We start from the raw sequence: 14,603 nt of genomic DNA, 5'->3' as shown, positions 1-14,603 counted from the left end.
CCATCAGGGACTGCCACAGGCGGGTGCTGTCGATGTGGTGCTGGGTGGATTGCATTACTTGTTGGGCTGGGGTCATGGGATTTTCCTCAGGCATTTTTGTTGTCTGTCCCGGCCTCTTCGCGGGTAAACCCGCTCCCACACGTACAGCGTTGGCCTCAGGACCTGCGCTGTACCTGTGGGAGCGGGTTTACCCGCGAAGAAGCCAGCGCGGTCTCACGGCAAGGGCTTGGCCACCCGCGCCGGGCTGCGCGCGACCACGCCGGCGAAGAGGTAATACAGCGCCCCGCCCAGCAGCGAACCGGTGAACCAGCCGTAGTCGTAGAACCAGCTGAAACTGCTGTTGCCAATGGCCATCACGGTCAGCGCGACCGGCAACGCAAAGGCGGCAAAACCGGCCCAGTTCCACGCCGGGTACACGTCGTCGCGGTACAGCCCGGCCAGGTCCAGCTTCTGCCGGCGGATCAGGAAGTAGTCCACCACCATGATCCCGGCGATCGGCCCCAGCAGGCTGGAATAGCCCAGCAGCCAGTTGGAGTACACGCTCTCCAGGCTCAGGTCGGAGACGATCCAGCCCAGCTTCTTCAGCAGCTCATGGCCCATCAGCGCCAGGCCGATGAAGCCGGTCAGCCACACCGCGCGGCTGCGCCCGATCAGGCGTGGGGCGATGTTCTGGAAGTCGTTGGTAGGCGACACGATGTTCGCCGCGGTGTTGGTCGACAGCGTGGCGATCACGATCAACGCCATGGCCAGGGCCACCCAGAACGGGCTGTGGATCTTGCCGATCAGGCTGACCGGGTCGGACACGGTCTCGCCAACCAGCGACGCCGAAGCAGCGGTGAGTACCACGCCCAGCGCGGCGAACAGGAACATGGTCAGCGGCAAGCCGAAGATCTGCCCGAGAATCTGGTCCTTCTGGCTGCGGGCGTAGCGGCTGAAGTCGGGGATGTTCAGCGACAGCGTGGCCCAGAAACCGACCATGGCGGTAAGCCCGGCACAGAAGAAGCCGAGCATGTTCGCCCCTTCCGGGCGCTTGGGCGGCTGGGCCAGCAGTTCGGTCATCGACATGTGCGGCAAGGCCCAGAACAGCAGGCCGACGCCGACCGCCACCAGCAGCGGTGCCGAAAGCGTTTCGAGCCACTTGATCGACTCGGCGCCGCGCAGCACCACCCACAGGTTCAGGCACCAGAAGATCATGAAGCCGATCACCTCACCGGTGCCGCCCAAAGCTTTCCAGCCGTCGAACACCGAGCCGAGGAACAGGTGGATGGCCAGGCCGCCGAACATGGTCTGGATGCCGAACCAGCCACAGGCGACCACTGCCCGGATCAGGCATGGCACGTTGGAGCCGAGGATGCCGAACGACGAACGCAGCAGCACCGGGAACGGAATGCCGTATTTGGTGCCAGGGAAGGCGTTGAGGGTGAGCGGGATCAGCACGATCAGGTTGGCCAGCAAAATCGCCAGCAAGGCCTCGCCCACGCTGAGGCCGAAGTAGGCGGTGAGCACGCCGCCGAGGGTGTAGGTGGGCACGCAGATGGACATGCCTACCCACAGGGCGGTGATATGCCATTTGTTCCAGGTGCGCTGGTGCACCTTGGTCGGGGCGATGTCATGGTTGTAGCGCGGGCTGTCGAGGACATCGCTGCCCTCGGACAGCTCGAACAGCCCATCCTGCTCGACCACTTCCGATCTGCTCTGCTGCATGGGGGCCTTCTCCAGATGTTCTTGTAGTTGTTTGCCCATCGGGTTGATGCGATGGCCGGAGTACACACGCTTTATGTGCTTGAAAATCTCGACCAGATTTCCATCTTGTCAAGTCAGTCAAAGTTTCAAAAAGCCCCGTAGTCAGCACCGCAAATCAAATAATTTCCTTAATTTCAATGAGTTAAAAACCACAAAATTAATGGGAAAATTTTCTTGCTGAATGCCGTATCTGCATCTAGCCTCCAATCTTGTCAGGTCTGACAGGATTAACCGCCCTGCCCGCCCTGTACCCAGACAATTCCAAGAACCGGCCCAGACCGGTCAGCCTGCGAGGAAAACGGCATGTCCCTGTTGATCCGTGGCGCCACCGTGGTCACCCACGAAGAGAGTTACCCCGCCGATGTCCTGTGTGCCGATGGCCTGATCCGCGCCATCGGGCAAAACCTCGAACCGCCCACCGACTGCGAGATCCTCGACGGCAGCGGCCAGTACCTGATGCCCGGCGGCATCGACCCTCATACCCACATGCAGCTGCCGTTCATGGGCACCGTGGCCAGCGAGGACTTCTTCAGCGGCACCGCCGCGGGCCTGGCCGGTGGCACCACCTCGATCATCGACTTCGTCATCCCCAACCCGCAGCAGTCGTTGCTGGAGGCCTTCCACACCTGGCGCGGCTGGGCGCAGAAAAGCGCCAGCGACTACGGCTTCCATGTCGCCATCACCTGGTGGAGCGAGCAGGTGGCCGAAGAAATGGGCGAACTGGTGGCCAAACATGGGGTGAACAGCTTCAAGCACTTCATGGCCTACAAGAATGCGATCATGGCCGCCGACGACACCCTGGTGGCCAGCTTCGAACGCTGCCTGCAACTGGGTGCGGTGCCCACCGTGCATGCCGAGAACGGCGAACTGGTGTACCACCTGCAGAAAAAACTGCTGGCCCAGGGCCTGACCGGGCCGGAAGCCCACCCGCTGTCACGCCCGTCCCAGGTCGAGGGCGAGGCGGCCAGCCGCGCCATCCGCATTGCCGAGACCCTGGGCACGCCACTGTACCTGGTGCATGTTTCCAGCCGCGAAGCGCTGGACGAAATCGCCTATGCCAGGGGCAAGGGCCAGCCGGTGTACGGCGAAGTGCTGCCAGGCCATCTGCTGCTGGATGACAGCGTCTACCGTGACCCGGACTGGGCCACCGCCGCAGGCTACGTGATGAGCCCACCGTTCCGCCCGCGTGAACACCAGGAGGCGCTGTGGCGCGGGCTGCAATCGGGCAATCTGCACACCACCGCCACCGACCATTGCTGCTTCTGCGCCGAGCAGAAAGCCATGGGCCGCGACGACTTCAGCCGTATCCCCAACGGCACTGCCGGCATCGAGGACCGCATGGCGGTGCTGTGGGATGCCGGGGTGAACAGCGGGCGCCTGTCGATGCATGAGTTCGTCGCGCTGACCTCCACCAACACCGCGAAAATCTTCAACCTGTTCCCGCGCAAAGGTGCCATTCGTGTTGGCGCCGACGCCGACCTGGTGCTGTGGGACCCGCAAGGCACCCGCACCATCTCGGCCAGGACCCATCACCAGCAGGTGGACTTCAACATCTTCGAAGGCCGTACCGTGCGCGGCATCCCCAGCCATACCATCAGCCAGGGCAAGGTGCTCTGGGCCGATGGCGACCTGCGTGCGGAAAAAGGCGCGGGCCGGTATGTGGAACGGCCGGCGTATCCGTCGGTGTACGAGGTGCTGGGGCGCAGGGCTGAAGTGCAGCGGCCGACGCCCGTCCAGCGCTGAAGCCATTGGGGCTGCTGCGCAGCCCATCGCCGGCAAGCCAGCTCCCACAGGAATAGTGCTGCTCTCAAGGGCATGGCTCTCCTGATGGAACCAGCTCTCAAGGGCATGGCTCTCCTGATGGAACCAGCTCTCAAGGGCATGGGCCTCCTGATGGCACCAGCTCTTGCAGGGATGGCATTGCTCTCACGGACAACACTGTACCTGTGGGAGCTGGCTTGCCGGCGATTGGGGCGCACCGCGCCCCCATTCCAAGCCCCATATAAAAAGAGAGGCTACAACCGTGATCAACGCCCTGAACCACTTGCCGCGCCCACGGGCCGGCGCCGACCAGCTGGCCGAGCGCTTCAGCGACCTGGCCCCACCCCTCACCGCCCGCCAGGCCGCCGTCGAAAGCGCACGCTGCCTGTATTGCTATGACGCCCCTTGCGTCAACGCTTGCCCCAGCGACATCGACATCCCGTCGTTCATCCACCGCATCAGCGACGAAAACCTGCAAGGCGCCGCCGAACGCATCCTCTCGGCCAACATCCTCGGCGGCAGTTGCGCCCGCGTCTGCCCCACCGAAATCCTTTGCCAGCAAGCGTGCGTGCGCAACAACGCGCAGGAATGCGCACCGGTGCTGATCGGCCAGCTGCAGCGCTATGCCCTGGACAACGCCCAGTTCACCGAGCACCCGTTCCAGCGTTCGCCGGCCACTGGCAAGCGCATCGCCGTAGTGGGTGCCGGCCCCGCCGGGCTGTCGTGCGCCCACCGCCTGGCCATGCACGGGCATGATGTGGTGGTGTTCGAGGCCAGCGACAAGGCCGGTGGCCTCAACGAGTACGGCATCGCCCGCTACAAGCTGGTGGACGACTACGCCCAGCGTGAAGTGGAATTCCTGCTCGGCATCGGCGGCATCGAGATCCGCCATGGCCAGCGCCTGGGCAGCAACCTCGGCCTGGGCGAACTGCGCGATCAGTACGACGCAGTGTTCCTCGGCCTCGGCCTGAATGCCGTGCGCCAGCTCGACCTGCCGGATGAAGAAGCCCCCGGCCTGCTCGCCGCCACCGCATACATCCGCGAACTGCGCCAGGCCGAGGACCTGAGCCAGCTGCCCCTGGCCGACCGCTGCCTGGTCATCGGCGCCGGCAACACCGCCATCGACATGGCCGTGCAGATGAGCCGCCTGGGTGCCCGTGACGTCAACCTGGTGTACCGCCGTGGCCATGCCGACATGGGTGCCACCGGCCACGAGCAGGACATCGCCAAGGCCAACCAGGTACGCCTGCACACCTGGGCCCGCCCCGATGCCGTGCTGCTGGACGACAGCGGCAAGGTGTGCGGCATGCGCTTTGCCCGCACCGAGCTGGCAGACGGCCGCCTGCGCGACACCGGCGAAACCTTCGAACTGGCCGCCGACGCCATCTTCAAGGCCATCGGCCAACGCTTCGACGACGCCAGCCTCGGCGACCCGGTAGCCGCGCAACTGGCTCGCGAAGGCGAGCGCATCCGCGTCGACGAAAGGATGCAAACCAGCCTGCCTGGCGTATATGCCGGCGGCGACTGCACCGCCCTGGGCCAGGACCTTACCGTCCAGGCGGTGCAACACGGCAAGCTGGCCGCCGAAGCCATCCATGCCCAACTCATGCTCAACGTGGAGGCTGCGTAAATGGCCGACCTGTCCATCGAATTTGCCGGCATCAAGGCACCCAACCCCTTCTGGCTGGCCTCCGCACCGCCAACCGACAAGGCCTACAACGTGGTCCGCGCCTTCGAGGCCGGCTGGGGTGGCGTAGTGTGGAAAACCCTGGGCGAAGACCCGGCGGCAGTCAACGTGTCGTCGCGCTACTCGGCGCATTACGGCCCCAACCGCCAGGTGCAAGGCATCAACAACATCGAGCTGATCACCGACCGCTCGCTGGACATCAACCTGCGCGAAATCACCCAGGTGAAGAAGGACTGGCCCGACCGCGCGCTGATCGTGTCGCTGATGGTGCCGTGCGTGGAAGACTCGTGGAAGTTCATCCTGCCGCTGGTGGAAGCCACCGGGGCCGATGGCATCGAACTGAACTTCGGCTGCCCGCACGGCATGCCGGAGCGCGGCATGGGTGCTGCGGTCGGCCAGGTGCCGGAGTACGTGGAGATGGTCACCCGCTGGTGCAAGACGTACTGCTCGCTGCCGGTGATCGTCAAACTCACGCCGAACATCACCGACATCCGCCAGTCGGCGCGCGCCGCGCACCGTGGTGGGGCCGATGCAGTGTCGCTGATCAATACCATCAACTCGATCACCAGCGTCGACCTCGACCGCATGGTCGCCCACCCCATCGTCGGCGACCAGAGCACCCATGGCGGCTACTGCGGTTCGGCGGTGAAGCCGATTGCCCTGAACATGGTGGCGGAAATCGCCCGCGACCCGCAAACGCGCGGCTTGCCCATCTGTGGCATTGGCGGCATCGGCAGCTGGCGTGACGCAGCCGAGTTCATGGCCCTGGGCAGTGGCGCCGTGCAGGTGTGCACGGCAGCGATGCTGCACGGTTTCCGCATCGTCGAGGACATGAAGGACGGCCTGGCGCGCTGGATGGACCAGCACGGGCACCGCAACATCGAGGCGTTCCGCGGCCAGGCGGTGGGGCATACCACCGACTGGAAGTACCTGGACATGAACTACAAGTCAGTGGCGCACATCGACCAGCAAGCATGCATTGGCTGCGGGCGCTGCCACATTGCCTGCGAGGATACTTCGCACCAGGCGATTGCCAGTACGCTGAATGCAGATGGCACGCATGCCTACAGCGTGATCGAGGAGGAATGCGTGGGCTGCAACCTGTGCCAGATCACCTGCCCGGTGGAGAACTGCATCGAGATGGTGACTCAGGATACCGGCAAGCCGTACCTGAACTGGACGCAGGACCCGCGTAACCCCTACCGCGAGGCCAGTTGAGGCAGTTTTCTACCCCACCGACTGACGCGGTCCTTTTTGTGGGAGCGGCCTTGTGTCGCGAAAGGGGCGCGAAGCGGCCCCGGGATTTCAGCTTCGCAGCGTGAATTGCCGGGGCTGCTGCGCAGCCCTTTCGCGACGCAAGGCCGCTCCCACAATAGGACCGTGGCAACATGCAACTTCGGTTCAAGGCTCCAGCCCGATCCCCCGCAAGATCACGCTGGTCACCGTCTGCACGGCATTTTCAAAGGCCATGTCCGACAACGCCTCCCCGCCATTGAGCAACGTCACCTGGTAACCAAAGTCGGCATAGTGCTGGGTCGAGGCCCAGATCATGTACAAAAGCGCCGACGGCTCCACCGGCAGGATGCGCCCCTCCTCCACCCAGCGGCGGATCTTGGCTTCCTTCAGCTTGGCCCAGGGCACCAGGCTTTCATCCAGGTTCACTCCCAGCACCGGCGCCCCATGCAGCATCTCTTCGGCCCAGATCTTCGAGCCCAGCGGCCGCGAGCGCGAGTGGCCCATCTTCGCCCGGATGTAACTGGTCAGCACCACGCGCGGGTCGTCGAAGTTCTCGAAGCACAGCGCGTCCTGCTTCCACACATCCAGCAGGTCCTGCAGCACCGCGCGGAACAGGTCGTCCTTGGTGCTGAAGTAATAATGCAGGTTGGAACGCGGCAACTCGGCCTGCTCGGCGATATCACCCATCGAGGTGGCGCCGTAGCCCTTCTCGGCGAACACCTTTTCCGCCGCCTGCAGGATCTTCTCGATATTGCGCCGGCGGATTTCGATCTTGTGGTTGGCCATCAGGCTTGCGCCGTCCACACCGCCAGCTCATAACCGTCTGGGTAGATGAAATTGAACTCGATGTTGTCGATCTGCCGGTCAGTACCGCAAATGCCCATGTGTGCTCCGTGCCAAAGGGGTTTGCCCTAGTCTACTCCGCTTACTCCAAGCCAGCGCAATCCCTGTAGGAGCGGCCTTGTGTCGCGAAAGGGGTGCGTAGCGCCCCCGGGATTTCAGCCTCACTGCATGAATTGCCGGGGCTGCTTTGCAGCCCGATCGCGACACAAGGCCGCTCCTACAGGGGGAGACCGCCACCTGACTTAGCTACAGCTCGCCCGATCACGCACCGGGCACTGTGCGCGGTGCAGGTTCAGTGCGGTGTTGATGATGCCGATATGGCTGAACGCCTGGGGGAAATTGCCGAGCATGCGCTGGCCCGCCGGGTCGTACTGTTCGGCCAGCAGGCCAAGGTCGTTGCACAGGCCGGTCAGGCGTTCGTACAGTGCCTGCGCTTGTGCCTGGCGGCCCAGCAATACATACACGTCGGCCAGCCAGAACGAACACACCAGGAAGGTGCCCTCCCCGGGTGTCAGGCCGTCGCTGCAGCAGTCACTGTCATAGCGCAGCAGCAGGCCGTTTTTCAGCAGGCGCTGTTCGACCTGTTCGAGCGTGCGCAAGAAGCGTGGGTCATCCGCCGGCAGGAAGCCGGTCAGGGCGATGTGCAACAAACTGGCGTCCATCTCGCTCGAGCCATAGGCCTGGACGAAAAAGCGGCCGCTGGGGTCCAGGCCCTGCGCGCACACTTCACGACGAATCTCGTCAGCCACTTGGCGGTAATGCCGGCCGCGCTCGCGGCCTTCCTCGGTGGTGTCGGCCAGCCCCGCGGCACGGTCGAAGGCCACCCAGGCCATGACCTTGGAGTGCACGAACTGCTGCCGACCGCCGCGCACTTCCCAGATGCCCTCGTCCGGCTGGCGCCAGATGCGCTCGACGTAAGGCAGGATCGAGCGGGCGATGGCGGCGCTGCGCGGGTGGCGGGGCAAGCCGCCCTTGATTGCCTGGGTCATGGCATCGGCGAGTTCGCCGTAGATGTCCAGCTGCATCTGCGCTGACGCTGCATTGCCCACCCGCACCGGTTGCGAGTGCTCGTAACCGGCCAGCCACGGCAAGGTGTATTCCTGCAGGTCGCGCTCACCGGCCAGGCCATACATGATCTGCATCTGCTCGGGGTTGCCGGCCACCGAGCGCAACAGCCACTCGCGCCAGGCCTGGGCTTCGTCGAAGTAGCCGAGGTTCATGAAGGCCAGCAGGGTCATGGTCGCGTCGCGCAGCCAACAGAAGCGGTAGTCCCAGTTGCGCTCGTGGCCGATGCGCTCGGGCAGTGAGGTGGTGACGGCGGCAACGATGCCGCCGGTGGGCGCGTAGGTCATGGCCTTGAGGGTCAGCAGCGAGCGGCGCACCAGGGCGGAGTATGGGCCCACCTGTGGGCAGCGGGCGGCGAAGGCCTGCCATTGGTCGATGGTCTGCGTCAGCGCTTCATCGCTATCACAGCCGGGCTGCACCGGCAGGTGCGAGGGCTGGTGGCGCAGGCTGAACACCTGGCGTTCGCCCGCACCAACGCGAAAGCGGGCGACGGTGTGCTGGTCACGGGCATGCGGGGGGACGGTGCTGCACAGGATCAGCCGGTCGGGGCCGGCGACGGCGCTGAGGGTCAGCGGGTCGAGCCGTTCTACCCAGGGCACGCTGCGGCCGTAGTCGAAGCGCATGACCAGGTCCATTTCGAAGTTGGTTTCGCCAGCGAGGCCCTCGACGATACGCACCAGCGCGTTGGCCTCGCCCAGCGGCATGAAGTCGAGCACACGGACGCGGCCGGTGGCGGTGACCCAAGTGGTTTCCAGCACCAGGGTGTCGTCCAGGTATTGGCGGCTGCTGTGTTCGACCGGGTCGCAGGGGGCCAGACGCCAGCGGCCGTTTTCCTCGTTGCCCAGCAGTGCGGCGAATACCGCGGGGGCGTCGAAGCGTGGCAGGCACAGCCAGTCGAGCGAGCCATCGCGGCTGACCAGGGCGGCGCTGCGGCAGTTGCCCAGCAGGGCATAGTCTTCGATGTGGGCAGGCATTGAGGCTCCTTTGTGTGGTTGCCTGTGCTGGCCTCTTCGCGGGCATGCCCGCTCCCACAGGTGCACCACAGCCCGTGAGGGCGGTGCAATACCTGTGGGAGCGGGCGTGCCCGCGAAAGGGCCGGCACAGGCTCTACAAAAAACTCACCCCAACCGATGCCACTCGCGCTTGTCCCGCGCCAGCAATTCATTGCCGGCCTCGGGCCCGTCTTCACCGGCCGGGTACTCATGCACCTCGCCGCCCTGGGCCCAGGCATCAAGGAACGGCTGCACGGCGCGCCAGCCGTTCTCGATGTTGTCAGCCCGCTGGAACAGGGTCTGGTCACCGGTCAGGCAGTCGTAGATCAGCGTCTCGTAGCCGGTCGCCGGGGTCATCTTGAAGAAGTCCTTGTAGGCAAAGCCCAGCTCGACGTTCTCCATCACCAGCTCCGGCCCGGGGCGCTTGGCCTGCAGGTCGAACCACATGCCTTCGTTGGGCTGGATCTGGATCTTCAGGTAATTGGGCTTGGGCCGCTCCAGCTCCGACTCGCGGAACTGCGCATAAGGCGCCGGCTTGAAGCAGATGGCGATTTCGGTATCACGCACGCTCATGCGCTTGCCAGTGCGCAGGTAGAACGGCACGCCAGCCCAGCGCCAGTTGTCGATCATCACCTTCAGCGCCACATAGGTCTCGGTCTGGCTATCCGCCGCGACGTTGGGCTCGTGGCGGTAGCCAGGCAACTGCTTGCGCCCCTGTTTGCCGGCACTGTACTGGCCACGCACGGAGTTTTTCAGGGCCATCTTCGCCGACCATGGGCGGATGGCGCCGACCACCTTGGCCTTTTCGCTGCGCACGGCATCGGCGGCGAACGCGGCCGGGGGTTCCATGGCCACCATCGCCAGCAACTGGAACAGGTGGTTGGGCACCATGTCGCGCAACGCCCCGGTGCTGTCATAGAACGCACCACGGGTCTCGACGCCGACGGTTTCCGCGGCGGTGATCTGCACATGGTCGATGTAGTGGTTGTTCCAGAACGATTCGAACAAGCCGTTGGAGAACCGGCTGACCAGGATGTTCTGCACCGTCTCTTTGCCCAGGTAATGGTCGATGCGGTAGATCTGCCGCTCGCCCATCACCTTCAGCAGGCATGCGTTGAGCGCCTCGGCGCTGGCCAGGTCGGTGCCGAAGGGCTTTTCCACCACGACCCGGCGAAAGCCGCCGGCCGATTCGTCGAGCAGCCCGGCCTGCCCCAGGCGCTGCGCCACTTCGGGGAAGAAGCGCGGCGAGGTCGCCAGGTAGAAGATGGCGTTGCCGTGGCGGGTTGTGTCGATGCGCTTGGCGAGGGCCTGGTAGGTGGCCGGGTCGAGGAAATCGCCGGTCTGGTAATCCAGGCGCTTGGCCAGGCGTGCCCAGAGCTTCTCATCCAGGCACTTGGCCGTGCCCTCGCCACCTTTGTCACGCTCGACCATGAACGCATGCAGGCGCTCGGCGAATTCCTCGGCAGTGGCCGGGTTGTGGTCGACACCGACGATACGCAGGTTACGGTCCAGCAGACCGTCACGGCTGAGGTTGTAAAGCGCCGGCATCAGCAGGCGCTTGACCAGGTCGCCATTGGCGCCGAACAGGAACAGGGTGCATGGCGGAGCAGCCGGAATGCTCTGTTTGGTCATTCGGCTTTTTTCTCGACATGGCCACCGAAGCCCAGGCGCATGGCCGAGAGAATCTTGTCACCATAGGTGCCTTGCTGCTGGCGCGAGCGGAAGCGGGCGAACAGCGCGCTGGACAGCACCGGTACCGGCACCGCCTGCTCGACGGCGGCGTCGATGGTCCAGCGGCCTTCACCACTGTCGGACACCGAGCCACTGAACTGCGACAGCTGCGGGTCGGCCACCAGCGCATCGGCGGTGAGGTCGAGCAGCCACGAGGTGACCACGCTGCCACGCCGCCACACTTCGGCGATTTCGGCCACGTTCAGGTCGAAACGCTGGTCTTCCGGCAGTTCGTTGCCGCCCTTGCTGCGCAGCAGGTCGAAACCTTCGGCATAGGCCTGCATCAGGCCGTATTCGATGCCGTTGTGCACCATTTTCACGTAGTGCCCGGCACCGGGTGGGCCGGCGTGGATGTAGCCGTGTTCGGCACGCTGGTGCTCGCCGCTGCGGCCATGGGTACGCGGGATGTCACCCACGCCCGGGGCCAGCGCCTTGAACAGAGGCTCCAGGCGCTCGAACACGTCCTTTTCGCCACCGATCATCATGCAGTAGCCACGGTCCAGGCCCCACACACCGCCCGAGGTGCCGACATCCAGGTAATGCAGCCCGCGCTTGGCCAGCTCGGCGGCGCGGCGCACGTCGTCCTTGTAGAAGGTGTTGCCGCCGTCGATGATCGCATCGCCCGGCTCCAGCAGTTCGGCCAGTTGAGCGATGGTCTGCTCGGTGGGCTCGCCGGCGGGCAGCATGACCCACACCGCGCGCGGTGCTTTCAGCTTCTGCACCAGTGCACCGAGGTCGTGCGCGCCCTGGGCGCCCTCGCCCTCCAGGCCGGTGATGGCCTCACGGTTGCGATCGTGTACCACGGTGCGGTGGCCGGCGCGCATCAGGCGCCTTGCGATATTGCCGCCCATGCGGCCCAGCCCGATGATTCCCAGTTGCATGAGCCGATGCTCCCCTTTCGAAATAAATGACAACACAATCCAGCTTTTCAGATTAGTCCAGCGAACCGATCGAGGGTTCAGCGACGAACGGCGAGACCACGATAAACAAAAAAGTTCCCAAGACTTGCAAAAGAATTCAGAATGCGCCCGCGTGAAGCGTCTACGCTTTAACTTGTCACCAGCCAAAACCGCGAGGTGTGCTCATGGGTACCTTGATGCCTGCAACCCCAACCCAGACCCTCTATGTCTCCGTGCGCCGTGATGAGCTGCGTAAACTGAAGGACGAACGTGACCAGCTGCGCCAGCAGGTCGCCCAACTGAACCTGCTGCTTGCGCAGGCGCGCACAGACGGCAAAGCCGTTACCCTCTGAGTTTGCCCCTCCCCTGTGGGAGCCGAACTGCTCCCACATCGCTCAATCGAGCAGCCAGCTATTATCGCCATTTTCCAAGGTACCGCCATGACTGGTGGCATCGCCGACCCTGGCAAGCGGCTGCCCATCATCCATCAGTGCCGAGCCGCTGGTAATCACCGCCCCACACCCGAGCCTGTCGCCTACCCTGGCGGCTGCCCTGCCGTTGACGAAGAACAGACTGGAGCCGCTGCTGATGCTGGTCGGGCCGCACAATGGGCAGTGGTGAGGGTGACCCAGCAGAACGATGGCAGGCATTGTTGCCACTCCCGAATCATGTGAGGCGCCAGGCACTCATGCCGGCAGCGCCAATCAGAACGTTCTCGACAGCCGCCAGTGCACGACCTGGCCATCGATCTCAGGGAAAGGTACCTGGTGCATGAACACATGCTCGCCCACCATGCGCTCGACGCAGACGTAGTACCCGGGCCATGGGCAAGGCGTGCCGGAAGGCCAGCCTGGGGCATCCTCGCGCCTGGCGGTTTCCGGGTCGCGGAACTGCTTGCCCAGGCGTCGGTAATGCGCCCTTTCGACGAGCGCCTGCGGGTAAAAGCGGGGAGCGCTTTCCAGGGCATCACCCTGCACAGACCATAAAAACGCCACCAGTGCCGCCTCGAAGGCCCAATAACCCAAGTGGTCACTCCGTGCCCGGATGTGGCGCTCGTGCCAGTAGCAACCGTGCGCATTGGCGTACCACTGCCCGAGATAGTGCATGAGCGCGTCATGCTGCGCGGGGCCTTTCAGGTCGAGGCTCTCCAACAAGGCGCCGTAAGGTTCGGGGTGAAGCAATGAGGTGCCTGGGTAGGCCTTGCCCAGCCGCTGGAACAGGCGATGCAGCAGCAGGTCGGGGCTGCGCTCGTCGTCCTGGTTCAGCCAGCCCAGTACCTGGCCGACACGCTCGGGGGAACCGCACAGCACCGCCAGCGACAACAGCCACAAGGCAAGCCGGTATTCATCCGACACCCAGGGGCGCAACTGCTCGCTGGTTGCCGGGTACGCCGAAAAATGCCGGGCGAACTGGGCAAACGCATAGTCTACATAGGCCTCCACCAGTTCCATCGGCTCGCCACCGGAATACCGCTGCACTGCCAGCTCCAGTGCCATGTGTGCCCAGTCGCGGCTAAGGCCACGGTAGTGATGCCCGTGCTCGGCTGGCCCGATCAGCAATGCCTGGGCGTCAGGGTCGGCGAATTCCTGCTCTTTTTCACGCGTCGAAGCCAGGTAATGCTGCTCGACCATCCACGGGTCGCGCTTGATGCTGTCGAACTGGCCCATTGGCCCTCCCACACGCTATAAGCCTTTCACCAAGCGCCAAACCAGAGAGCGCCCATTTTCGCTCGGCATCTCTACACCTTGCATGAATGTCTGGGGCCCCACCGCCCATTCATCACATACCCACACGCCGGTGCGCGGGCAAATTTCGCCCGACCTGGCAAGCGCATCCGAATACGGCGCGCTTTGCAGTTGTTCAGGGAAGCTTTTGATAACTTGACGCTTGCGAGCATCGTCTACCAAATCCTTCGGGTAGAAAGGAAGATCTCTATAGGGCGTATCGTCGACGCCCCACAACACAGTGACCAATCCTGCCTCAAAGGCCCAATAGCCAAAGAAACCCGCATCGCTTCGTGCCTTGTGCCGGTCATGCCAATAACAGTTGCGCATGCCGCGATACCACTGCTTCAGGTAACTACGCACTGCCTGTTGCTGCTCATCCTTCTCGGTAGTTACGGCATTGAGCAATTCATGATAGGGGCGCTCATGAATCAACGTACTCCCAGGGATCGTCACCCCCACACGGGAAAACAGTTGCCGCAACAGGATGTCCTCACCGTCATCTGGGGCTTCACTTAAAAAACCTGCGATTTGCCTGATGCGCCCGGGCTTGTTGAACAGCACTGCAAACGATAGAAGCCAGAGTGTGTACTGATAGGCATCCGGCTCCCACAGTTTCAAGCTGAAACTCGGATAAGCTTGCTTGTGACGTTGAAACTGGGAAAACATGTGATCCGCGTAAAACTCAAGCGCTTCAATGGGTTCCCCTCCCGAATATAGAGCAATGAGCAACTCCATAGACTGAAAGCACCACCTCCAGCTCAACATCTTGACATTTACATACTCGGGACGCTCGATTTCGAGAAAAGACTCAGCCTGGCGCTCTACATAATTCTCCTTCCAAAAATAAACACTATCGAGATAGGCTGCCTCTTGCAAAAAAGGCTCACGCTTGACCCGATCAAATCCAGTCATTACACAC

Annotated in this window: 12 protein-coding genes; 4 read left to right on the top strand and 8 right to left on the bottom strand. The window is 63.7% G+C overall.

Translation table 11 applies throughout. The features are described 5' to 3' along the window. Positions 1–213: 213 nt before the first annotated feature. Positions 214–1,704: an NCS1 family nucleobase:cation symporter-1 gene (locus tag RYH74_RS24090; protein ID WP_317410355.1), complete on the bottom strand. Its 1,491-nt coding sequence runs from the start codon at positions 1,702–1,704 to the stop codon at positions 214–216. 342 nt (positions 1,705–2,046) lie between these two features. Between RYH74_RS24090 and hydA the strand changes: the two genes are divergently transcribed. From hydA to preA, 3 genes are all read left to right on the top strand, one after another. Next, a complete protein-coding gene (hydA, locus tag RYH74_RS24085) occupies positions 2,047–3,486 on the top strand; it encodes a dihydropyrimidinase (protein ID WP_317410354.1) in 1,440 nt (479 codons plus the stop codon). Between the two features lie 280 nt (positions 3,487–3,766). Beyond that, the gene (locus RYH74_RS24080; RefSeq protein WP_317410353.1) at positions 3,767–5,134 is read left to right on the top strand and encodes an NAD(P)-dependent oxidoreductase; all 1,368 of its coding nucleotides are present in this window, start codon (positions 3,767–3,769) and stop codon (positions 5,132–5,134) included. After that, entirely contained in the window at positions 5,135–6,409 is a 1,275-nt protein-coding gene (preA, locus tag RYH74_RS24075; RefSeq protein ID WP_075045658.1) for an NAD-dependent dihydropyrimidine dehydrogenase subunit PreA, read from the top strand. A gap of 183 nt (positions 6,410–6,592) precedes the next feature. On the opposite strand, the gene RYH74_RS24070 is transcribed toward preA, so the two are convergent. The 4 genes from RYH74_RS24070 to gnd all read right to left on the bottom strand — a co-directional run bounded on the left by RYH74_RS24070 (position 6,593) and on the right by gnd (position 11,978). Next, the gene (locus tag RYH74_RS24070) at positions 6,593–7,213 is read right to left on the bottom strand and encodes a TetR/AcrR family transcriptional regulator (RefSeq protein WP_015270992.1); all 621 of its coding nucleotides are present in this window, start codon (positions 7,211–7,213) and stop codon (positions 6,593–6,595) included. A 299-nt stretch (positions 7,214–7,512) separates the two neighbouring features. Further along, positions 7,513–9,309 (bottom strand): glycoside hydrolase family 15 protein, encoded by a 1,797-nt coding sequence (locus RYH74_RS24065; RefSeq protein ID WP_317410352.1) that lies wholly within the window; start codon positions 9,307–9,309, stop codon positions 7,513–7,515. Between the two features lie 144 nt (positions 9,310–9,453). Then, positions 9,454–10,959, bottom strand: a complete 1,506-nt coding sequence (zwf, locus tag RYH74_RS24060; protein WP_075045660.1) for a glucose-6-phosphate dehydrogenase — start codon at positions 10,957–10,959, stop codon at positions 9,454–9,456. Beyond that, complete coding sequence (gnd, locus tag RYH74_RS24055; RefSeq protein WP_157896988.1) at positions 10,956–11,978, bottom strand: phosphogluconate dehydrogenase (NAD(+)-dependent, decarboxylating); 1,023 nt, start codon at positions 11,976–11,978, stop codon at positions 10,956–10,958. The genes zwf and gnd overlap by 4 nt, the downstream gene beginning before the upstream one ends. Positions 11,979–12,142: 164 nt before the next feature. Here gnd and RYH74_RS24050 point away from each other — a divergent pair, with 164 nt between their 5' ends. Further along, positions 12,143–12,310, top strand: a complete 168-nt coding sequence (locus RYH74_RS24050) for a DUF6026 family protein (RefSeq protein ID WP_003258397.1) — start codon at positions 12,143–12,145, stop codon at positions 12,308–12,310. Positions 12,311–12,352: 42 nt separating this feature from the next. On the opposite strand, the gene RYH74_RS24045 is transcribed toward RYH74_RS24050, so the two are convergent. Genes RYH74_RS24045 through RYH74_RS24035 form a run of 3 tightly spaced genes read right to left on the bottom strand, consistent with a single transcriptional unit; the run spans position 12,353 to position 14,596 of the window. Then, positions 12,353–12,607, bottom strand: coding sequence for a PAAR domain-containing protein (locus RYH74_RS24045; protein WP_075045662.1), 255 nt, complete (start codon positions 12,605–12,607; stop codon positions 12,353–12,355). A 54-nt stretch (positions 12,608–12,661) separates the two neighbouring features. Then, positions 12,662–13,624, bottom strand: a complete 963-nt coding sequence (locus tag RYH74_RS24040; RefSeq protein ID WP_317410349.1) for a PoNe immunity protein domain-containing protein — start codon at positions 13,622–13,624, stop codon at positions 12,662–12,664. A 15-nt stretch (positions 13,625–13,639) separates the two neighbouring features. Further along, complete coding sequence (locus RYH74_RS24035; protein WP_317410347.1) at positions 13,640–14,596, bottom strand: PoNi-like cognate immunity protein; 957 nt, start codon at positions 14,594–14,596, stop codon at positions 13,640–13,642. Between the last annotated feature and the right edge of the window lie 7 nt (positions 14,597–14,603).

Source organism: Pseudomonas sp. LSJ-87, from assembly GCF_032971465.1.
GTDB classification, from domain to species: domain Bacteria; phylum Pseudomonadota; class Gammaproteobacteria; order Pseudomonadales; family Pseudomonadaceae; genus Aquipseudomonas; species Aquipseudomonas putida_Z.
The sequence above is the reverse complement of the archived record's forward strand: the minus strand, read 5'-3'. Positions and strand labels throughout refer to the sequence as shown.

What these genes read in the sequence shown, in the direction of transcription:
- RYH74_RS24045 (WP_075045662.1), bottom strand. Translation starts at nt 12,607, where the DNA reads ATGCCTGCCATCGTTCTGCTGGGTCACCCTCACCACTGCCCATTGTGC.
- RYH74_RS24065 (WP_317410352.1), bottom strand. Translation starts at nt 9,309, where the DNA reads ATGCCTGCCCACATCGAAGACTATGCCCTGCTGGGCAACTGCCGCAGC.
- RYH74_RS24090 (WP_317410355.1), bottom strand. Translation starts at nt 1,704, where the DNA reads ATGCAGCAGAGCAGATCGGAAGTGGTCGAGCAGGATGGGCTGTTCGAG.
- RYH74_RS24040 (WP_317410349.1), bottom strand. Translation starts at nt 13,624, where the DNA reads ATGGGCCAGTTCGACAGCATCAAGCGCGACCCGTGGATGGTCGAGCAG.
- preA (WP_075045658.1), top strand. Translation starts at nt 5,135, where the DNA reads ATGGCCGACCTGTCCATCGAATTTGCCGGCATCAAGGCACCCAACCCC.
- zwf (WP_075045660.1), bottom strand. Translation starts at nt 10,959, where the DNA reads ATGACCAAACAGAGCATTCCGGCTGCTCCGCCATGCACCCTGTTCCTG.
- RYH74_RS24050 (WP_003258397.1), top strand. Translation starts at nt 12,143, where the DNA reads ATGGGTACCTTGATGCCTGCAACCCCAACCCAGACCCTCTATGTCTCC.
- hydA (WP_317410354.1), top strand. Translation starts at nt 2,047, where the DNA reads ATGTCCCTGTTGATCCGTGGCGCCACCGTGGTCACCCACGAAGAGAGT.
- RYH74_RS24070 (WP_015270992.1), bottom strand. Translation starts at nt 7,213, where the DNA reads ATGGCCAACCACAAGATCGAAATCCGCCGGCGCAATATCGAGAAGATC.
- RYH74_RS24035 (WP_317410347.1), bottom strand. Translation starts at nt 14,596, where the DNA reads ATGACTGGATTTGATCGGGTCAAGCGTGAGCCTTTTTTGCAAGAGGCA.